Source organism: Liquorilactobacillus ghanensis DSM 18630 (assembly GCF_001435235.1).
In the GTDB taxonomy this organism is placed as follows: Bacteria; Bacillota; Bacilli; order Lactobacillales; family Lactobacillaceae; genus Liquorilactobacillus; species Liquorilactobacillus ghanensis.
This window is the reverse complement of sequence record NZ_AZGB01000003.1, coordinates 56577-78406: the sequence shown is the minus strand read 5'-3', so window position 1 is coordinate 78406 and position 21830 is coordinate 56577. Positions and strand designations below refer to the sequence as shown.

The 21830-nt window shown below is 42.2% G+C and carries 20 protein-coding genes and 1 other RNA gene; 2 read left to right on the top strand and 19 right to left on the bottom strand.

Features of this window, described 5'->3' with window-relative positions; all coding sequences use genetic code 11:
* Position 1: 1 nt before the first annotated feature.
* From FC89_RS01305 to FC89_RS01220, 19 genes are all read right to left on the bottom strand, one after another.
* Positions 2 to 430 carry a MarR family winged helix-turn-helix transcriptional regulator gene (locus FC89_RS01305; protein ID WP_057870744.1) on the bottom strand — a complete coding sequence of 143 codons (429 nt, stop codon included), beginning with the start codon at positions 428 to 430 and terminating at the stop codon, positions 2 to 4.
* A gap of 123 nt (positions 431 to 553) precedes the next feature.
* On the bottom strand, positions 554 to 1174 hold the full coding sequence (pyrE, locus tag FC89_RS01300; RefSeq protein WP_057870743.1) for an orotate phosphoribosyltransferase: 621 nt from the start codon (positions 1172 to 1174) through the stop codon (positions 554 to 556).
* Positions 1174 to 1887 (bottom strand): orotidine-5'-phosphate decarboxylase, encoded by a 714-nt coding sequence (gene pyrF, locus FC89_RS01295; RefSeq protein WP_057870742.1) that lies wholly within the window; start codon positions 1885 to 1887, stop codon positions 1174 to 1176. The genes pyrE and pyrF overlap by 1 nt, the downstream gene beginning before the upstream one ends.
* Positions 1877 to 2827 (bottom strand): dihydroorotate dehydrogenase, encoded by a 951-nt coding sequence (locus FC89_RS01290; RefSeq protein ID WP_057870741.1) that lies wholly within the window; start codon positions 2825 to 2827, stop codon positions 1877 to 1879. Before FC89_RS01290 ends, pyrF begins: the two co-directional genes overlap by 11 nt.
* Complete coding sequence (locus tag FC89_RS01285) at positions 2824 to 3600, bottom strand: dihydroorotate dehydrogenase electron transfer subunit (RefSeq protein ID WP_057870740.1); 777 nt, start codon at positions 3598 to 3600, stop codon at positions 2824 to 2826. Before FC89_RS01285 ends, FC89_RS01290 begins: the two co-directional genes overlap by 4 nt.
* Before the next feature lie 9 nt (positions 3601 to 3609).
* On the bottom strand, positions 3610 to 6798 hold the full coding sequence (carB, locus tag FC89_RS01280) for a carbamoyl-phosphate synthase large subunit (RefSeq protein ID WP_057870739.1): 3189 nt from the start codon (positions 6796 to 6798) through the stop codon (positions 3610 to 3612).
* On the bottom strand, positions 6782 to 7876 hold the full coding sequence (locus FC89_RS01275; RefSeq protein ID WP_057870738.1) for a carbamoyl phosphate synthase small subunit: 1095 nt from the start codon (positions 7874 to 7876) through the stop codon (positions 6782 to 6784). Before FC89_RS01275 ends, carB begins: the two co-directional genes overlap by 17 nt.
* 1 nt (position 7877) lies before the next feature.
* Complete coding sequence (locus FC89_RS01270; protein ID WP_057870737.1) at positions 7878 to 9170, bottom strand: dihydroorotase; 1293 nt, start codon at positions 9168 to 9170, stop codon at positions 7878 to 7880.
* A 1-nt stretch (position 9171) separates the two neighbouring features.
* Positions 9172 to 10122 (bottom strand): aspartate carbamoyltransferase catalytic subunit, encoded by a 951-nt coding sequence (locus tag FC89_RS01265; protein ID WP_057870736.1) that lies wholly within the window; start codon positions 10120 to 10122, stop codon positions 9172 to 9174.
* Positions 10123 to 10137: 15 nt separating this feature from the next.
* Positions 10138 to 11424: a solute carrier family 23 protein gene (locus FC89_RS01260; RefSeq protein ID WP_057870735.1), complete on the bottom strand. Its 1287-nt coding sequence runs from the start codon at positions 11422 to 11424 to the stop codon at positions 10138 to 10140.
* A gap of 137 nt (positions 11425 to 11561) precedes the next feature.
* A complete protein-coding gene (pyrR, locus tag FC89_RS01255; protein ID WP_057870734.1) occupies positions 11562 to 12104 on the bottom strand; it encodes a bifunctional pyr operon transcriptional regulator/uracil phosphoribosyltransferase PyrR in 543 nt (180 codons plus the stop codon).
* A 151-nt stretch (positions 12105 to 12255) separates the two neighbouring features.
* Positions 12256 to 13173, bottom strand: coding sequence for an RluA family pseudouridine synthase (locus tag FC89_RS01250; RefSeq protein ID WP_187329644.1), 918 nt, complete (start codon positions 13171 to 13173; stop codon positions 12256 to 12258).
* Entirely contained in the window at positions 13157 to 13603 is a 447-nt protein-coding gene (gene lspA / locus FC89_RS01245; RefSeq protein WP_057870732.1) for a signal peptidase II, read from the bottom strand. The genes FC89_RS01250 and lspA overlap by 17 nt, the downstream gene beginning before the upstream one ends.
* 240 nt (positions 13604 to 13843) lie before the next feature.
* Positions 13844 to 15502, bottom strand: a complete 1659-nt coding sequence (locus FC89_RS01240) for a formate--tetrahydrofolate ligase (protein ID WP_057870731.1) — start codon at positions 15500 to 15502, stop codon at positions 13844 to 13846.
* A 110-nt stretch (positions 15503 to 15612) separates the two neighbouring features.
* Positions 15613 to 15987 carry an EbsA family protein gene (locus tag FC89_RS01235; protein ID WP_057870730.1) on the bottom strand — a complete coding sequence of 125 codons (375 nt, stop codon included), beginning with the start codon at positions 15985 to 15987 and terminating at the stop codon, positions 15613 to 15615.
* Between the two features lie 95 nt (positions 15988 to 16082).
* On the bottom strand, positions 16083 to 17225 hold the full coding sequence (locus FC89_RS01230) for a THUMP domain-containing class I SAM-dependent RNA methyltransferase (protein ID WP_057870729.1): 1143 nt from the start codon (positions 17223 to 17225) through the stop codon (positions 16083 to 16085).
* 72 nt (positions 17226 to 17297) lie between these two features.
* An RNA gene (gene rnpB / locus FC89_RS12265) (RNase P RNA component class B) lies at positions 17298 to 17665 on the bottom strand.
* A 23-nt stretch (positions 17666 to 17688) separates the two neighbouring features.
* Entirely contained in the window at positions 17689 to 18030 is a 342-nt protein-coding gene (gene gpsB, locus FC89_RS01225) for a cell division regulator GpsB (protein WP_057870728.1), read from the bottom strand.
* A gap of 55 nt (positions 18031 to 18085) precedes the next feature.
* Positions 18086 to 18649, bottom strand: a complete 564-nt coding sequence (locus FC89_RS01220; RefSeq protein ID WP_057870727.1) for an SLOG family protein — start codon at positions 18647 to 18649, stop codon at positions 18086 to 18088.
* Between the two features lie 113 nt (positions 18650 to 18762).
* Between FC89_RS01220 and recU the strand changes: the two genes are divergently transcribed.
* Together recU and FC89_RS01210 are read left to right on the top strand one after the other, a co-directional pair.
* Entirely contained in the window at positions 18763 to 19386 is a 624-nt protein-coding gene (gene recU, locus FC89_RS01215; protein ID WP_057870726.1) for a Holliday junction resolvase RecU, read from the top strand.
* A gap of 14 nt (positions 19387 to 19400) precedes the next feature.
* A complete protein-coding gene (locus tag FC89_RS01210) occupies positions 19401 to 21740 on the top strand; it encodes a transglycosylase domain-containing protein (protein ID WP_057870725.1) in 2340 nt (779 codons plus the stop codon).
* Positions 21741 to 21830: the final 90 nt, after the last annotated feature.

The following is a 21830-nucleotide window of genomic DNA, read 5'->3' as shown; positions in this document are numbered from 1 at the left end:
ATCACCTACCACCGAGATTATTTTTTAACAACAAGGCCACTAATTCAGCTAACTGGGTTTTTTGTTTCTCAGTGAGCGGTGCCAACAGCTCTTGACCAGCCAGCAAACCATGTGCGCGTAATTTTTCAGCCATTTTTTCTCCAGCGGAAGTTAAAAAAAGTTGATGCGCACGACCATCTTGCGGCGAAACTTTACTCTGCAGCAGTTGACGTTCTCTTAATTTCATGACTGATTTTTGCGCAGCCTGATGTGTCACACACAAAAAATCTTTTAAATCCTGCACCCGCCTGCCAGGATATTGGGCAAAATATAATAGAACTGCTGATTGACTGGATGTCAGCTGTTGAACTGCTAAATCACGATCACGCCGGTTGCTTAGCTGATTGCCCAATTGAATCAACTGCCGCTGTAAAATAAATTCATCGACCACTTTTATTCCCCTCTTCTTAGTTTCACTCAAATTAATTATACAACCGATTGTATAGTTTGCCAAAAAAAGACAGCAATCATTATTCAATTGCTGTCTTGGGTCTGTTTATACATTAAAATATGATCAATGCTGCCAGTTGGTCGGATCCTGACGCCAAGCTTGCAGCAACGTCAAATCAGCAGTACTTAATTCCTGCTGTTCTTGAGCTGCAGCAATTAGTTCTGTATAATTTGTCAAAGTTGCAAACGGAACTTGCGCAGCTGTAAAATTCTGATCGGCCGCTGCCAACTGATAACTGAAAATCCCAGCAACACCAATAACTTCAGCCTGTTCTTTTCGAGCGGCAGCAACGGCTTTTAAAACACTGCCGCCAGTCGAAATCAAATCATCAATCAAAACCGTTTTTTGCCCAGGTTGCAATACTCCCTCGATCTGCCGTCCTTGTCCGTGATCTTTGGGTTTGGAACGGACATAGATCATTGGTAGGTTCAATAAATCGGCTACCCAAGCGGCATGCGGAATTCCAGCAGTTGCCGTCCCGGCGATCACTTCAACTTGCGGAAACTGAGCCTTAATCAATTCAGCTAAACCAATCGCAATCTGACGACGAACTTGCGGATAACTGATCGTTAACCGATTATCACAATAAATCGGGCTTTTAATACCACTCGCCCATGTAAACGGCTGTTGCGGTGAAAGTGAAACAGCCTTAATCTTTAGTAAATCAGCGGCAATTGCTTTCATTAGTTATTCCTCCATAATTTTGATACAGTCTGATAAGCAGCAAACGGATCAGCTGCTTGCGTAATTGAACGACCGACAACCAGACCACTGCTGCGCTGCTGTGCTGCTTGGTCGGGAGTCATGATTCGTTTCTGATCATTAGTTTGATCGCCAGCTAAACGAATTCCCGGGGTGATCCGTAAAAAATCAGCGGCCGTTGCGGCTTCAATCGCAGCTGCTTCCCAAGCGGAACAAACTACGCCTGCCAAACCGGCTGCCTGAGCCAATTGGGCATAATGCAAGACACTGATTTTTAACGGTTGCTGCACCAGTTGCTCTTTTTCCAGCATTGTCTGATCAGTTGATGTCAACTGCGTAATTGCTAAAATTCCCGCCGTTTGATCACCATTGCTGCCATCTAACAATCCGGTTTTAGCTGCTTGCATCATCTGCGTACCACCACTGGCATGAATTGTTGTCAGCTTGACACCTAATTTTCCCAATACTTTCATTGCCTGTTCAACTGTATGCGGTATATCGTGACATTTAAGATCTAAAAAAACGTCATGCCCATTGGCAATCAATTCACGAACAATATCCTGACCTTCACTATAAAACAGTTCCATCCCGACTTTCAGAAACAAATTTTCATCTTGGGGAAATTTAGCCAGGAAACGGCGAACTGCTTGCCGATCAGGAAAATCTAAGGCAATAATCGGTCGCTTAATTTTCATTTCGTTGACTCCTTACTTCGGCAATCAAGCCACTTAGACTTTCAATGTTAAAATCAGTCATTTTCTGGGGTAAATCAGCTATTACTTTCGGGAAAACTAACGGATCATGAAAGATCGCCGTCCCGATAGCAACTGCACTGGCACCCGCCATAAACATTTCTAGAATATCTTCGGCATTGCTGATGCCACCCATCGCAATGATCGGCAAGTCTACTTTTTGACTAACTTGATAGATCATGCGGACCGCAATCGATTTAATCGCCGGACCAGATAGACCACCAGTTCCATTGGCTAATACCGGTTGTCGCGTTTTCAAATCCAGCCGCATCCCTAAAAGCGTATTGATCATGCTTAAACCATCGGCACCACCGGCTGCGGCTGCTTGCGCAATTGCTACAATATCGGTTACATTAGGTGAAAGTTTAACATAAACCGGTACTCGGCTGACTTTTTTGACGGCAGCTGTTACCGCTTGAGCACTAACCGGATCAGTTCCAAACTGCATCCCGCCTTGTTTAACATTCGGACAGGAAATGTTTAATTCCAAGGCATCGACCATTCCCGAATCACTCAAGCGCCGGGCCGTTTCAGCATAATCAGCTTCTTGCGTACCAGCAACATTGGCAATTACCGGCAACTCCGGATACTTGGCTTTTAATTGCGGTAATTTTTCCTTTAAAATCACATCAACTCCGGGGTTCTGTAACCCGACTGCATTTAAAACTCCACCGGGAACTTCAGCAATTCGCGGCATCGGATTGCCAACTCGGGGCTCAAGGGTCGCTGCTTTGATGATAATTGCTCCTAATTGATTCAAATCAAACATCTCTGCATAACGATTATCACCAAAAGCAAAACATCCACTGGCCGGCATGACTGGATTTTTTAAATTTAATCCTGGTAGTTTAACTGCTAAACGCTGTTCACTAGTTTGACTCATAGCTGCACCTCCGCGGCTGAGAAAATCGGTCCTTCTTGACAAATATGCTGATTTAAAGTGCCGCCGCCAACTGAAACCATACAGCCGGCACAAGCCCCCATTCCACAGCCCATTCGGCTTTCTAATGATAGTTCCACCGGCATAGTCTGCTTAGCAAATCTTTGCTGAACAGCTTTCAGTAAACCTAATGGCCCGCAAGCAAAAACCTGCTGGCAGTCTGTGGCATTAAAAGCCGCCAAAAGTGTTCCAACATTGCCCTGAATTCCGGCAGAACCGTCATCAGTTGCTAATTGTAATTTTCCAGCTGCGGCAAAAACCTGTGTGCCAAAAATTTGTGTTTGGGTTCGGAAACCAACCATTGTCGTGACTGAGCAACCCTTTTGTGCCAAAAACCGTGCTAAATACATTAATGGCGGTAAACCGGTACCACCGCCCACCAGCAGTACCCGATCCCCGGAAACAAGTTTTTGGGTGGCAAAACCATTACCCAATGCCCCTAAAATGCTCAACTGTTCTCCAGTTGTTAAAGCCGCTAATTGGGCCGTTCCTTGACCAACAACTCGATAGATCAAACTTAATTTACCAGCAGCTTCATCAACAGCGGCAATTGCCAGCGGTCGGCGCAACTGCTGTAAACCATTAGGAATGGCAACCATTACAAAACGTCCAGGCAAATATCCAACCAATGGTGCGGCAGCTTGCAGATCCATCTGAAAGACATCATTTGTCAAACGCTGCTGCTTAACTAACAAAAATTTTTTAACACTTGGCATAATATCCTCCTATGATAGTGCGTCCGTAGCAAACGTCCGATTCTCCAAAGCTCTGATCAAGGCTTGTGCTGTATTCAATGAAGTCAGCAAAGGCACATTATGCGCAATCGCTAATTGTCTAATTCGGAAACCATCTGAGGTTGCTGCATGATCATGTCCCATAGTATTAATTACCAACTGAACTTTCCCGTCTTGAATCAGCTTTTTAATATTCGGTTCAGCAGCCTGTTGCTCGCTAAGCTTAGCAACCGGGACGACACGCAAACCATGCGCTTGTAAAAACTTGGCAGTTCCCGCGGTTGCCAGCAACTGATAACCGATTTGGCTGAAGCGTTTTGCCAAAGGCAAGACCGCTTCTTTATCGCTGTGTTCGATCGTTAATAAGACGCTGCCGCTTAATGGCAATTCCATTTTGGCACCGGCAAAAGCCTTCAAGAGAGCTTTTTCAAAGGTATGGTCGCTGCCCATAACTTCACCGGTCGATTTCATTTCCGGTCCCAAGTAGCTATCAACATCTGCTAATTTACTAAAGGAGAAAACCGGTGCTTTAACATTGATCGTCTTGCTTTCTGGATACAATCCCGGCTGATAGCCCAGCTCTTTTAATGATTTACCCAAAATCACTTGTGTTGCGACCTGTGCCATCTCAATTCCCGTAATTTTGCTGAGGAACGGAACTGTCCGGCTGGCACGCGGATTAACCTCTAATACATAAGCCTGATCGTGATGAATAATAAACTGAATATTCATAATTCCAACACATTTCAAAGCAACTGCTAATTTTTGCGTAGCTGTCACGATTTGTTGTTTGATGTCAGCAGTAAATGATTGCGGTGGGTAAACTGCCATTGAGTCACCAGAATGGACCCCGGCATGTTCAATATGTTCCATAATCCCTGGTAAGAGGACATCTTGACCATCGCAAATTGCATCGACTTCACATTCACGACCTTCAAGGTAAGCATCAACTAAAATCGGATGATCAGCGGCAACCGCAACGTTTTGCTGCAAGTACGCTTTCAATTCAGTTTCATTATTAACGATCTCCATTGCCCGACCGCCCAAAACATAACTCGGTCTAACTAGAACCGGATAGCCGATCTCAGCCGCTTTTTCCAAAACACCTGCGGCAGTTGTCGCTGTCTTACCGATTGGTTGCTGCAAGTGCAGTTGTTTGATTACTTCATCAAATAATTCACGATCTTCAGCTCGATCTAAATCGGCTACTGCTGTTCCTAAAATCTTAACACCGTGATCTGCCAATCCAGCAGCTAAATTAATTGCTGTCTGCCCACCAAATTGAACAATTACTCCTAACGGTTGCTCCAAGTCAATAACGTTTAACACATCTTCTAATGTCAGCGGTTCGAAATAGAGTTTATCCGAAACCGAAAAATCAGTCGAAACCGTTTCTGGATTACTATTCATTACGATTGCTTCATATCCCATTTTTTGAATAGCTCTAACGCTGTGAACCGTGGCATAATCGAACTCGACCCCTTGACCAATTCGAATTGGACCAGAGCCAATTACCAGAATCGACTGCTTACTTGTTGGTTGACTTTCATTTTCCTGATCATAGGTACTATAAAAATATGGTGTTTGCGATTCAAATTCGGCAGCACAAGTATCAACCATTTTGTAAACTGGTTTTATTTGCTGCTGTAAACGAAAATCACGAACTTGGGCCGCTGACTGGTGCCAGAGTCGACCAATCGTGTAATCACTGAAACCGTATCTTTTAGCTTGAAGCAGGGTTTGGAGATCAGCTGGATTTTGTTTAAGTTGGACTTCAATTTCAGTTAAGTGCTTGACAATATCTAAGAAATAACAATTGATCTTGGTCAACTCATGAATTTCTGACAGCGTGTAGTTGCGGCGAAAAGCCTCAGCCAGATAAAAGAGCCGGTCATCTTGCGGATGCATCAATTTTTCTTCTAATTGATCATCACTAGCTGCTTGAGCAGTCGTTGAAATTAAATCACGTTCATCAATTTCCAGTGAACGAACTGCTTTTTGTAAAGCTTCTTCAGCTGTCCGGCCGATTGCCATAACTTCACCGGTTGCTTTCATTTGGGTGCCTAAGCGGCGATCGCCTTTCGGAAATTTATCAAATGGCCAGCGTGGAATCTTGGCAACGACATAATCCAATGCTGGTTCAAATTCAGCATAGGTTGTGCCCGTAACCGGATTAATAATCTCATCTAAATTCAAACCGACCGCAATTTTAGCGGCCATTTTAGCAATCGGATAACCGGTAGCTTTCGAAGCTAAGGCTGATGAACGGCTGACACGTGGATTAACTTCAATTACGTCATAATTAAAACTGTTTGGATCCAGAGCTAACTGCACATTGCAGCCGCCCTCGATTTTCAAAGCACTGATAATTTCCAAGGAAACATCCCGCAGCATTTGATACTCACGGTCACTTAAAGTCTGCGTTGGTGAAAAGACGATCGAATCTCCCGTATGAATTCCAACCGGATCAAAATTCTCCATACAGCAGACAACCATCGTATTATCATTATGATCACGCATTACTTCAAATTCGATTTCTTTATAACCCATGATGCTTTTTTCAATTAAACATTGTGTTACCGGCGACAAATCCAAACCATTAGCCGAAATTTCAGCTAATTCAGCTGGTGTATCACATAAACCGCCGCCGGTGCCGCCCATCGTAAAGGCTGGCCGCACAATCACCGGATAACCAATTTCAGCTGCAAAATCTAATGCGTCCTGTGTTGTATTTACTGTTTTGGAAGGTGGTACCGGTTTTCCCAATTGTTTCATCAATTCCTTGAATAACTCACGATCTTCGGCTTGATTGATCGCCGTCAGCTTGGTCCCCAATAATTCTATATCAAGTTCTTCGAGAATTCCGGTTTTAGCCAGCGACATCGCTAAATTCAAGCCAATTTGACCTCCAAGTGTCGGTAAAATTGCATCTGGATATTCTTGACGGATAATTCGCGCTACTGATTCAGTCGTCAGCGGTTCAAGATAAACCCGGTCGGCGATCTGATTATCAGTCATGATCGTTGCTGGGTTAGAATTAACTAACACCACTTCATAACCTTCTTCACGCAAAGCTAAGCAAGCCTGCGTTCCGGAATAATCAAATTCAGCTGCTTGACCGATAATGATCGGACCAGATCCGATGACCATTATTTTATGAATATCAGTTCTTTTCGGCATGACGTTCTTCCTTTCTTAAATCGATCATTTGCATAAAATCATCAAAAATAGTAACCGCATCATGCGGACCCGGCGCTGCATCTGGATGGAATTGAACACTGAAAGCCGGGTGCTGCTTATGATGCAGACCTTCAACCGTTTGGTCATTAATTTCTTGATGAGTGACATTCAAAATTCGATTATCAATTGAAGCCGGATCAACCGCATAACCATGGTTTTGCGAAGTAAAGAAAATCCGCCCGGTCGCGATTTCTCTAACTGGATGATTAAAACCGCGGTGTCCGAATTTCATTTTAAAGGTATCAGCGCCATTAGCCAGTGCAAACAGCTGATGCCCTAAACAGATTCCAAATAACGGCAGTTTTTCTTGCAACTGACGAATCATCGTCAACACCGATTCTGGCATTGATTTAGGATCACCAGGTCCATTAGACAGCAGCACACCATCGGGATGCAGCTGTAAAATTTGTTTAGCTGTTGCCGTATATGGCATAACGATCGTGTTGCAATCCCGCTGAGCCAACTCACGCAGAATGCTGTGCTTTAGTCCAAAATCAACTACAACTACATTGCGTTTGCTGCCGGGATTTGGATAAGGCCGGCTAGTTGCGACCTGTTGATTTAATTTAATCGGCTGTGGTGACTGCAAATCAGCTATGGCAGCTTGGGCTTGATCTTTGGTAGCTGTTAATTTACCGCGCATCGTTCCCTTAGAACGTAGCTTTTTAGTAATTGCGCGCGTATCTATACCGGAAATCCCCGGAATATTCATTTGTTTTAAAAAATCAGCAAAAGTTCCCTGCTGACGCCAATTACTGGAAACTCGTGCCAGTTCGTGACAAACAACACCGCTGCAAGCCGGTTCAATTGATTCACAATCATCAAGGTTCACACCGTAATTGCCGATCAGTGGATTAGTAAAAACTAAAATCTGACCAGCATACGATTGATCGCTGACAGCTTCTTGGTATCCGGTCATTCCGGTGGTAAAAACAACTTCACCAGCACGCAATTCGTCCGAACCAAAACCTTCACCGGCATAAATACTGCCGTCCTCTAAAACTAAATAACGCTGCATGTCAATCCTCCTTTTGATATACTGCTTGACCAGCAACAAAAGTCAACTGTGTCTGGCCATAAACTTTTTCCCCCGTAAATGGGGTGTTTTTCCCTTTAGAATAATAATCTTGGGCTGAAATCACCGTTGGATGCTGCAAATCAAAAACGGCGATATCAGCGATCCGCCCCGGTAACAACTCGCCTGCTTGATGTAAACCAAATGCTTGTGCCGGTTTAATTGTCAGCAGCTCCAGCAGTCGTTCCAAAGACAGCTGGTGGGTTTTAACCAATTGAGTATATAACATGCTAAATGCTGTCTCACTGCCGGTAATTCCAAAAGCCGAACCACAAAAACCGCCAGCTTTATCAGCTTCGGTATGCGGGGCATGATCAGTTGCAATCATATCGATCGTTCCATCTGCCAATCCGGCAAGCAAAGCCTGGCGATCCGCTTTGGAACGCAACGGTGGATTCATTTTATAATTGCTGTCATCCGCCGGAATGTCTTGATCAGCTAATAAAAGATGATGCGGTGAAGCTTCACAAGTAACTTGAATCCCCTGTTGTTTAGCCCAACGAATCAATGCCACACTTGCTTTGGTTGAAATATGGCAGGCATGGTAATGAACACCAGTTGCTTGAGCCAAGATCAGATCACGAGCTAATTGTGACGATTCACTCAAACTTGACATTCCCGGTAAATTTAATTCAGTTGCTTTGGGTCCCGCATTGATTACCCCGTTGAACAATAAAGACTCATCTTCAATATGTTCAGCCAGCGGCAGCCCGACTGCGGCAGCTTGCTGCATCGCCCGATACATCACCTCAGCTGATTGAATCCCGCTGCCATCATCACTGACGGCAAATGCTCCCGCCGCTTTCAATGCAGCCAAATTATTAACGGCTTTTCCTTGCCGTCGCTGGGTAATTGCAGCATATTGCAAAATGTGCACAACTCCATCTTGCTGGTTTAAATCAATTACAGCTTTTAGATTTGCTGGGGTATCAGGAACCGGATCAAGGTTAGGCATCGCACCCACCGTGGTAAAACCACCGTGAGCAGCAGCTAAACTACCAGTCTTGATGGTTTCTTTTTGCGAGTAACCCGGCTGACGATAGTGCACATGGACATCAACCAACCCCGGTGTTACTAATAAGTTTTGCAAATCATACTTTTTAACTTCCGCAGTTGACGGCAGCAAAGCCGCTAATTCAACTCCAATCGCCGCAATTTTGTCATCTTTCAGCAGCACATCCAGCTGCTGAAGATGTCCAGCTTGATAAACCATTCCATTTTGCAATAATGTCAGCATTTTAAATTCCCCCTAGTTTACGTCCGTTAATGACCGCCTCCAGCATCGCCATCCGAACAAAAACGCCATTGCGCATTTGTTCAGCAAAACGCGATTTAGGTGCTTCCACCAAATCTGAATCAAGCTCGACACCGCGGTTAATTGGACCGGGATGCATGATAATCGCATCGTCTTTCATTTTCTGATAACGTTCTTTAGTCAAACCATATTGCTGATGATAAGCTGTCACATCAAACTGATCTTCGCTTTGGTGGCGTTCATGCTGTACCCGCAGTAACATGACTACATCCATTTGTTCAATCAGCTGATCCAGTGGCAGATACTGACCATATTGGCCAAATTCAGCGGCATCATACCAATATTGAGGACCGGAAAAATAAATTTCTGCACCCAAGCGCTGCAGCAACTGCATATTACTGCGTGCTACCCGTGAGTTTGTCAAATCACCGATAATCGCAATTTTCAAACCGGCAAAATGACCAAACTGTTCTTTAATCGTTAACATATCCAATAGCGATTGCGAAGGATGCTGACCACTGCCGTCCCCAGCATTAACAATTCCTAAATTCAATTGCTGCGTCGGAGCTAGATCCAGCAGTGGCAGATAATAATCGTTTTGGGGGTGGCGAATAACTGCCAACTGGACTCCAATTGAATTAAGTGCCAACAGTGTGTCATAAAGCGATTCACCCTTTTTAACCGAACTAGTAGCTGGGTCAAACGGAATGACGGTCAATCCTAATTTGCGTTCAGCCATTTCAAAACTGCAATGTGTTCGCGTACTGTTTTCAAAAAATAAATTAGCCACGTAGACGGGCTGCTTGAATTTTGGCGGCTGACCACCATTCTTAAAATAACTGGCACGTTTGAGCAATTGTTCAACGATCTTCAGTGGCAGATCTTCAACAGAAACAAAGTTAGACATCTTGACACATTCTTCAACTTGCGGCATTTTTATTCGCTCCTTTTATTTTTCGCTGCTGGCTTTTGCTGGCAGAATTAAGTTCAAAACAATTCCAAAGACGGTTGCTAATGCTATGCTGGTTAACTGAAACTTACCCAATTGCAAATATGTTCCACCAAGTCCGATTACCAAAATAACTGAAGTAATTACCAAATTTCGTTTTAATTCATAATTCACATGATTATCAACTAAGATCCGCAAACCATTTGAAGCAATCATCCCAAATAAAAGGAAACTGATTCCGCCGATTACCGGACTGGGAATTGATTGGATCATGGCACTGATTTTACCAACAAAACTGAATATAATTGCAAACAATGCTGCTCCACCCAACACCCAGACACTATGAACTTTAGTCATTGCCAAAACTCCGATATTCTCACCATAAGAAGTCGTTGGCGGGCCACCGACAAAACCGGCAATAATTGACGATAAACCATCACCAAACAAGGTACGGTGCAGCCCAGGATCTTTAAAAAAGTTGCGCTTGGTTAATTTGTTCAACACCATGATGTGACCCATATGCTCAGTCATCGTTACAAACGCAATTGGTGCCATCCCAATAATTGCCGCCGGGTACCATTTGAAGTGGTAATTAATAAACATGGCATCAAACGCCGGCAAAGAAAACCATTTAGCTGCTACAATCGACTGCAGGTTTACAATTCCAACAATCATAGCCATAACATAACCAGCAACGATTCCCAGCAATACCGGAATCATACTAGGAAAGCCCTTCAAATACATATTAAAAATAATTGTGATCAGTAAGGTAAAAATTGCTACGGCAAAATACTTTAAATCATAATGCGAATTATTCATCATCGCATCATTGGCGGCCGTCGTTGCTAATGACAAACCAATGACCACAATGATTGGTCCGACAACAACTGGTGGCAAAACATGGTCGACCCAATTTGAACCAAACTGGGAAATGATCAATGAAACCACTACATAGACCAAGCCTGCAGAAATTGCTCCTTGGGCAACTGCCGGGTAGCCATCGGTTTTCATCAACGCCTGCATAGTTACCACAAAAGCAAAGCTTGAACCCAGATAAGCCGGTATTTTAGCCTTAGTACACAAAATATATACCAATGTTCCGACACCGGAACTGAATAAGGCAATGCTCGGGTTAATGCCAATCAGCAGTGGAACCAACACGGTAGCACCGAACATGGTAAATAAATGCTGAACTGATAAAACCAGCCAATGTAAAAATGGTGGTCGATCTTTAATATCTAAAATGGCTTCTTCATTTCGAAATTCTTTTTTGGGTGATGTTTGCAAAGTATGTCTTCCTTCCTGTACAAAAAAACCTGAATCAAGGCTGATCCAGGTTAGCTTAAAGTCTGTCCGCACTAGGTATTAGGCGAAGATCTTCAACCTTTTTGCTCTCTCTGGAGTCAATTAAAATGGTTGGTACATTATTTTTTTAATTTTTTTATCTCAATCGAATCTTTACCATCAATTTCTTCAACAGAAACTGAAATTTCTTCTTCTAAGGATGTTGGAATGTTTTTGCCAACAAAATCGGCACGAATCGGTAATTCGCGATGTCCGCGATCAACCAGTACCGCCACATTAATTTTTTTCGGACGTCCCTGATCCATTAAAGCATCCAATCCGGCACGAATTGTTCGTCCGGTAAACAAAACATCATCAACTAAAATAACCTGCTTGCCGGTGATGTCAAATTTCAGCTGCGGTGTTTTAACAACTGGATCGTTTTCCTCAGAAGCATCATGCCGATCGTCTCGATACAAAGAAATATCAAGTTCACCTACTGGAACACTGTCACCTTCTAATTGCTGCAGCCGTTTAGCAATTCTTTGAGCCAAATAAATGCCGCGTGTTTTGATTCCAATGATAACTAAATCAGAAATTCCTTTGTTCTTTTCAATGATCTCGTACGTCATTCGTGTTAACGCCCGTTTCATTGCTAGTGAGTCAACAACTTCTTTAGTCATGGTCTTACCTCTCCTTTTCTGTCCAAAAAAAGACCGCTTAATCTATAATAATTAGACTAAGCGGTAGACAAATGTCTTCTTCGAGCTCAATTAAGACGCTGCCTTCTTAGCCTCACGGGACTAATTTTAAAGGACCTTGATTGCTTTAAATTTACTTGAAATTTTCATTTTTGTCAAGCTTTTCCAAAGTTTTTTGGAAAATTTCCGGTAATGGTGCTTCAAAAATCATTTCTTGGTGAGTCCGCGGATGTTCAAACCCTAATTTACCGGCGTGTAAAAATTGACCGTGCCCTTTTAAGGTTTTAGTCGGACCATATAAAGGATCTCCAGCCAGTGGAAAACCTAAATAACGCAAGTGAACCCGGATTTGATGCGTTCGACCAGTTTCAAGAACACATTTAATCAGCGTAAAGTATTGATAGCGTTTGATCACACGATAATGTGTAATCGCTGGACGACCGTCAGCAACCACTGCTTGTTTTTTTCGATCGCGGCGGGAACGTCCCAGCGGTGCAATGATCGTTCCTTGATCATTGGGCATTCTGCCATGTACCAGCGCCGTATATTCACGTAAATTTTTCTTAGCTTTTAGCTGCTTTGCCAAAGCCTGGTGAGCCAGATCATTTTTGGCAACCATCAGCAAACCCGAAGTATCCTTGTCAATTCGATGGACGATCCCCGGCCGATAGGTACCATTAATAGTTGACAAGGGGCAATGATACAGCAAAGCATTAACCAAAGTATGGTTAGGATGCCCAGGTGCCGGATGAACAACCATTCCTTGCGGTTTATTTACAACTAATAAATCAGCATCTTCATAGACAATATCCAACGGAATATTTTCCGGTTCTAAACTCAAATGCTGAATTGGCGGTGGTGTCAACTTAAGCCGATCACCAGTTCGCACCTGATATTTGGCAACTACTTGCTGATCGTTTACCAACAAATCACCCGCAACAATTAAACGTTGCAGTTGACTGCGAGAATAATCAGGAAATAATTGCGCAGCCACTTTATCTAAGCGGCCGGTTTGTTTGGTAATCTGAACTTCTTCACTCATGCCGACCATCTCGTAAAATAGCTAACAATAAAATAACAACACCCACACTTAAGGCAGCATCAGCAACATTGAACACTGGAAAATTGACAAACTTCAGTTCAAACATATCAACCACGTAACCGATCCTAAGCCGATCAATAAAATTACCCAAGGTTCCACCGATCATCAAGCTGATTCCTAAAGCATAAAGCCAATCATGCCAATTTTTTTTAAAAAGATATCCTAAAACAGCTAAAGCGGCCAACGTAATAATGAAAAAAAACAGCTGCTGACCAGTTAAAATATTCCAAGCAGCACCATAATTACGAATATGTGCCAAAGCCAGAACATGATTGATAAAGTTTACACTTGTATTAAGCGGGATGTTGTGAACAACATAATACTTAACCAGCTGATCCAGCAAAACAACGGCTGCCATCAGCAAAAAATAAATCGGCATTAAATCTGCTCCTCACTTTCCACTCAAAAAGATAATTACTTAATTATAACCTAACTTAAATCCAGCATAAACTAAATATTTTTAAATAACTACCAGTTTTTTAGTATTTGCACCAAATGCTAAAAAACTGCGGCAAGATTAGCCACAGTTTTTTACAAGAATAGTTATGATTAACTGCTGAATTCGTTAAAGCGAATTTAATTCAAAATGCTTTCAAGAATTCATTCCTCAAGCTACAACCTAGTAAAGACCACTGATCGTGCCATCATCAGCTAGATCCATTTTGCTGGCTGCCGGAACTTTCGGCAAGCCTGGCATCGTCAAAACGTTCCCCGTCAAAGCAACAATAAAGCCCGCACCTAACTTGGGTACCAGTTCACGAACATGAATCGCAAAATCAGTTGGCGCCCCAATCAACTTAGGACTATCTGATAATGAATACTGAGTTTTTGCCATACATACCGGTAATTTATCCCAGCCTCGTCGTTTAAACTGACGCAGCTGCCGTTTGGCTTTTGCACTGAATTCCACCTTTTGACCACCATAAATCTGGGTCACAACTTGGTTGATTTTTGCTGTCAAATCCATATCAGCTTGATATAACGGTACAAACTGACTGTCCTGCTTAGTCAGCCGGAGCACTTCTTTTGCTAAGTTAAGTGCACCACTGCCACCATGAGCCCAAACATTTGCTACTTCGGCCGGTGTATTATTTTGTTGGCACAGTTCTTGTAATTTAGCCAGTTCTGCTGCTGTATCAGCCGTAAACTGATTGATTGCAACTACGACCGGAACACCATAACGTTTCATGCTGGCAATATGCCGCTGCAGGTTAGCAAAACCAGCCGTCAATGCTGGAATATTTTCCAACTGTAACTGATCTTTAGCAACGCCACCGTGCATCTTCAAGGCCCGCACTGTTGCTACAATTACAACAGCATCTGGTGTTTTACCCAACACGGGAGCTTTAATATCCATAAATTTCTCGGCACCTAAATCGGCACCGAAGCCTGCTTCAGTAACTGTATAATCTGCCAATTTCAAAGCCGTACGGGTCGCCAATACACTGTTGCAGCCATGAGCAATGTTAGCAAACGGTCCACCATGAATAATTGCCGGCGTATGCGCTAAAGTCTGAACTAAATTAGGTTTGATCGCATCTTTTAATAAAAGTGAAATAGCCCCAGTAACATGTAATTGGTCAACTGTTACTGGTTTTTTATCATAAGTATATCCAATTACAATGCGGCCGATCCGGCGTTTCAAATCTGCCAAATCTTCAGCCAAGCATAGAATTGCCATTAATTCACTAGCTACAGTGATATCAAAGCCATCTTCGCGCGGTACTCCCGAAGTTGGACTGCCTAAACCAATTACAATATGTCGTAAAGCCCGATCATTAATATCCAAAACCCGTTTCCATAAAATCCGGCGCGGATCTAAATTCAAACTATTGCCTTGATAAATATGATTATCGATCAAAGCTGCCAGTGTATTGTTGGCAGTCGTCAAAGCATGCATATCACCTGTAAAATGCAAGTTGATATCTTCCATCGGAACTACTTGTGAATAACCACCACCAGTTGCGCCGCCTTTCATCCCCATAACTGGTCCTAAAGACGGTTCACGCAAGGCAATGGCTGCTTTTTGGTGTAACTGTGTCAAAGCATCACCAAGGCCAACCGTAACTGTTGATTTGCCTTCTCCAGCTGGTGTCGGATTAATTGAAGTCACCAAGACTAATTTGCCGAATGATTTTTCAGCCTGCTCGGGTGTTAATTTAATTTTAGCTTTATAATCGCCGTATTGTTCAATTTGATCAGAAGTCAGCCCAAGTTTAGCTGCAATCTGCGTAATTTTTTCCATTTTTGTCTGCTGTGCAATTTCAATATCTGTCAATGGTGAAATCCTCCCCTTGGTTGATGATTTCAGTATAGATTAAATTCCGTCGATTGTCATTAACTTATCCTTAAAAATAACTTTTTTATAATCTAAAACCGGACATTAATTTATTTTTTCAAAATATCATACAGTTTTTGCCGATCTCGGGGATTGATAATAATTTGTTGTCGGCGATATTTAGTTGCAAAAGAGAGCAACCAACGCCGAGCTTGCAGATCCTTGATGTCAGCTAAAGCAAATCTTTTGGTGTTTTGCGGAATAACTGTATGTAAAATCAGTTCTGTTGGTGTAATTTCAACTCGTCGGAAAAAGAGCTGCACACCAGCGACTACTAAAAACAACAAGAAAACCAGCACTGTCCAAATTTGAAATACCGTAATTTCCAGCCACAATAAAATACTGATTAGTAAAACGATCAAACTATATGACCAGCAGATAATTGATGTCGGTAAATCTGGTTGATAAAAAAAATATTTTTTCATTAATTATTTTCCCGCCTATCTAATCCTAATTACTACTTTTAGTATAATCAAGTAGCCGATTGCGGCTCAAATTTAATCCTTCAATTTGGCAAATCTTAATCTTTATGTGTGGATTTTCTTTGACCCCAATATTGGAATAAATCCGTTCGCAAGGCTCCATTATATAATTTACGGCGTTTATTAGCCCGCTGTCCATAAAAATTCTCAAACATCAAATCACTCGTTAAAATATACTTACTCCAAGTCGTTAATGGTCGAAATACAGTTCCCATTTGCTTGTATAATTGCCGCACTCCAGTTTGGTCACTTAAGCGCTGACCATAAGGCGGATTGGCCACAATTACCCCATTTTCCAAAGTTGTCTTGAAATCCTTGAGCGCTTGCTGCTTAAAAGTTATCTCTTTACTCAAACCAGCTTGCCGAGCATTCAGCCGGGAAATAGTAATCATTTGACCATCAATATCCAAACCATGAATTTCAAGCTTTCGATCATAGTCAGCCAGATCAGCTGCTTGTTCGCGAACTTCTTGCCCTAAAGCCGCCGGAACCCAAGGCCAGGCTTCACAGGTAAAATGTCTTTTAAAACCTGGAGCAATATTGTGTCCAATTAAAGCAGCTTCAATTGGCAGAGTTCCCGAACCGCAAACCGGATCAATAAACGGTTTTTCCGGATACCAATGAGCTAAATAAATTAAGGCAGCAGCAAAATTCTCTTTTAATGGAGCTGGTCCTTTTTCAATTCGATAACCACGTTTAAATAAACTGGCTCCAGTCGTATCTAAAGTCAATAATACCTGATCTTTATTAATTGCTACTTCCAGTGGAAAAACTGCTCCAGTCTCTGGTAAATGCCCATGACGATGATAAACTTGGGCTAGCTTGTCAACCACAGCTTTTTTGACGATTCCTTGAACATCTGGAACACTGTGCAACTTTGATTTTTGTGAACGACCGGCAACTGGGAAGGCAGCATCCATCGGCAACAACTCATCCCAAGCAACTTGTTTGGTTGCTTCATATAATTCATCAAAAGTCTGGGCTGGGAACTCAGCCATAATAATTTTGACCCGATCGGCAGTCCGCAACCATAAGTTAGTTTTTAAAATATCTGCAATCGTTCCGCGAAAACGGACTCGGCCGTTTTCAACTTGAACGTGATACCCTAAATGACGTAATTCATTGCCAACGACACTCTCAATTCCCGCAGCACAGGCCGCTATTAAATTAAATTCTTTCATATTACTCTCCATTTTCCAAAATAAAAAAGGTAAGGAACACTTAGATCCCCTACCTTTCCTGTAATTGTAAGTCTCTATAAGCCACGTTCCGTACGTCATCTGATCCAGGAACCAGAATCGGTGGTAATCATCTATCTCCAGACAAATGTCTGCCCCCATGCTTAGTTCATTTCCGGCATGAAGCGCCCCTACCATAATTTGGGTTACCTGCTCGTGGGGTTTACCGCGTTCCATCAGCAATGTTTCCATTACTGCTTCGTCACTGTGGCACTTTTCAAAACTACTCAGGCATAGCCGAAGCCTTAGCCTTTTTATTTGCCGTTACCTAAAAGGTACCTCGCCTTATTTTTTCAGCGAGCACGATCACTACAAGCATCTCAGCTTGTGCAAGCTTGGACTTTCCTCAGTCTGCATAAAGCAAACCGCGATCACCAGAAACTTACAAACAATTTTTAATTAATCATTAAAAATGATTATTTTGCTGATCATCACTATTTAATTGGGCACCGAAAACGTGCCGCTCTAAATTTGACAACCGCTTCAAGATATCCATGTTAGTTACATTTGAAACCGGTCGGTTGGTCTGACCAGTTTTGCTGACTGACAACTGCTTAGTCAATTCATCAACCTGACTGACTAAACGATCATTCTCCATCTGCAGTCGTTGTGTTTCCTTGGAATAAGTTTCATAGTCCTTAATGACATCATCCAAAAACTCATCAACATCAGCTGGATCATACCCCCGCATCTTTGGACGAAAATGTTTATCAACGATATCTTTCGGAGTAAAATTTATCTTTTCCACAGAAATGCACCTCATATTCATCTGGAAACTCTATCTATTATAACAAATTCAGAAACTATTGCAAATCTTTTTGCGCAGATTCTTCCAAATAATCTTGACTGCTGACTTCCAACCAATCCATATCAAGCAAAGTTAGGTTATAAGTACGCCGCTGCTGATATTTTTTTACCGCTTGATAAGCATACTGGCACTTGCCCGGATATTGCGGATCATAAACCAATAAAGCTTCATCCGTATGCTGCAGCATAAATTGCTGCCAATTTCGTAATTGCTGCGGAGCTGTATATGGCTGGCGGCTGACTTCACCAGTGAAATCAACTTGTTGTTTAAGCTGATCCAGTGCTGCTTGTTTTTCCGGTTTCCACCGATTACCAAATTCAGCATATGGCAGCAATAGAGCAACTTTTAAATCTGGTTCCGTTTTTTTCAAAGCTACTGCTGCTTCGGCACCCCACTGTTCAATTCCTGGTTCGCCACCTAACAATACCCATTTTAAACCATTGAAAACTTTTTGCTGCAATTGAGCTTTTAATAATTCCCGCAAAATTTTTATTCGCTGGTCGGTTGGTTGAAAAATATTCATTTCATAATTACGATAGCCTGTCAGCCATAATTTCATAAAATTCACCTACTTTCTATATTCTAACACGTTATTGGTCTTTGTGGTCAAAGCAGCGGTTTTTGCCAACTTTCAGCCAAGTTGGTATAATAAGTCAAATGGGAGTGAATAGCATGGTAATCCATTATCCGAATGGTCAATCTTATCGACCGCTGACAAATTCAAAATACGAAAAAAAACCACGTTCAACTAAAAATGAAAAAATTATTTTTGGAAATCGTGGTATGTCTTTAGAAGACGAATTAAATGCCAGCAACGAATACTATCTAAAGAACCAGCAAGCTGTGATTCACAAAAAGCCGGTTCCAATTCAGATCGTCCAAGTTGACTATCCTAAACGCAGTGCAGCAGTAATTAAAGAAGCTTACTTTAAACAAGCTTCAACAACTGATTATAATGGCGTCTATAAGGGATATTACTTAGATTTTGAAGCTAAAGAAACTCGCAACCAGACTTCATTTCCGCTCAACAATTTTCATTCACATCAAGTTAAACATATGCAAGCTTGTGTTCAGCAAGGAGGTATTTGTTTTACAATTATTAAATTTTCCTCGACTCAGGAATTGTTTCTCCTGCCGGCAGCAGTTTTATTCCGCTACTGGGAAAAACGAACAACCAATCGAAAATCGATCCCCAAAAAAGTGATCAGCAGCCAAGGATTCCCCATCAACTATGAGTATCAGCCACTGATACCTTACCTAACTAAGGTTGACTTGCTGATCGAAGAACTGAAGTAAAGAAGGAGTAAAGCATGAACAAGCAAAATTCAAATTACTCACGAGCCAAACGGCAACAGCCGGGCAAACGACCTGTTAAAAGAAGGCGTCCACTGCCTAAAAAAGTCAAACGCGGCGGTCCAATCGGTACATTTTTCAAGCGAGTATTTCTCAGCTTGATTATTTTATTGGAAATCGGGATTGCTCTAGGAGCTACCCTCTTTTTTATGTATGCTAAAAATGCCCCGGCACTTAGTGAACAAAATCTGCGCAGCAGTGGTACCACTACCTTTTACGATGCAGATAATAAAAAGATCATGAGCTTGGGCACGGAAAACCGCCGTTATGTTTCCAGCAGTCAGATTCCGCAGCAATTAAAAGATGCAGTCGTTTCAATCGAAGACCGGCGTTTTTATAAACATCACGGAATTGATCCAATTCGAATCGCTGGTGCAGCTATCGCCAATGTAACCGGTTCTTCAAGTGGCTTACAGGGTGGCAGTACCTTAGATCAGCAATTAATTAAATTATCTTATTTTTCAACTAAGCGTTCAGATCAGACTTTAAAACGCAAAGCTCAAGAAGCTTGGCTGGCATTAAAACTGGACAATGCCTACAGTAAAGATCAAATTTTAACTTTTTATGTTAACAAGGTCTTTATGGGCTTTGGTAATTATGGCATGCAAACGGCGGCTCATTATTACTATGGCAAGTCACTTAATCAATTAGACTTGTCTCAGACCGCTTTAATTGCCGGAATTCCAAATGCGCCTACGGATTATAATCCTTACTCTAATCCTAAATTAGCAACGCAACGGCGAAATGAAGTTTTGAATGCAATGGTAGAAAACAAAAAAATTACTACTGCTCAAGCCGAACAAGCCGAAGCTGAGAATATTTCAACCGGCCTCGTTCAAGAACATAATAATCAAAATACTAATAACAATGAAAAAGTTGCTGATCCATACATTAAACAGGTTATCGAAGATCTGAAATCTAAGGGCTACAATCCTTATACTAATTCACTTAAGGTTTATACCAATCTTAATATGAAAGTTCAGCAGCATCTTTATCAGTTAGCTAATACCGACAACTATATTTCTTATCCAGATAACCGACTGCAAGTTGCTTCAACCATTGTTAACCCGAATAATGGAGCAATTGTCGCTATGATCGGCGGCCGCCAAACCGGCAATGTAACTTTCGGTCTTAACCGAGCAGTTCAAACCGACCGGACTGATGGCTCGACGGCTAAACCGCTAATGGATTATGGCCCGGCAATTGAAAATTTGAGTTGGGCAACTTATCAGAAATTAAAAGATACTAAGTACATTTATCCAGGAACTAATATTCAGCTTTACGATTTTGACCATCAGTATCAAGGAACAATTACCATGCGCAGTGCCTTGACTCAGTCGCGAAACATTCCTGCGATTCGTGCACTACAAGCTGTCGGCATTACTAAAGCCCAAAACTTTATCGGCAAACTTGGTTTCCATTACAACAAACCTTTAGAGTTCCAAAACGGGATCGGTTTATATTCTTCAACTCTGCAAAATGCAGCGGCCTATGCGGCATTTGCTAATGGTGGAACTTATTACAAACCAACCTATGTCCGCAGCGTTGAAACCAACGATGGTGAAACCAAGAACTTTTCTTCCAGCGGTACTCAAGTCATGCAATCGTCAACAGCTTACATGATCACTGATATGCTCAAGGATGTAATTTCCAGTCCGCAAGGAACAGGTAAATTAGCCAACATCAGCGGCCTGTATCAAGCTGGTAAAACCGGTACTAACAGTTATCCTGATGATGTGGCTTCTAAATTCCCAAGCAATGCTGATATGGACTCTTGGTTCAACGGTTATACGAAGCATTATTCAGTTTCGGTTTGGGTCGGTTACGACCATCAATATGAAGCAGGAAATTATTTAACGCCTGCATCATCTGAAATTGCTTCTTATTTCTATAAAAATGCTATGTCATTTATTTCTGCCGGTCAGACTAATACAGATTGGCGGCGACCAAGCAATGTCTATGTGAAATATGTTAATGGTGTCAGAGAACTTTACTTGGCAGGTTCTCCAGGAGCAGGAACAACATCGGCCGATAGTGATGATAAAGCTTCATCACCAGCAGCTTCCAGTTCCAGCTCATCCAGCTCAAGCTCAAGTTCTTCAATCAGCTCGATCGTTTCATCAAGCAGTGTCTTTAGCTCATCGAGCAGCAGCTCATCATCAAGCAGCTCGTCAAGCAGCAGCACGCCATCGAGTAGCAGTGAACCGTCAAGTAGCAGTACGCCATCATCAAGTAGCTCGTCAAGCAGCAGTGCACCATCAAGCAGCTCAAGTTCGAGTTCAAACCCTGCTCAATAATAGTTGATTGAATAATAAGTATTGAAAATTAAAATCCGAAATATTCTTGTAAGTAGTAAACGAGGTTAGACAAATTAATCGTCTAACCTC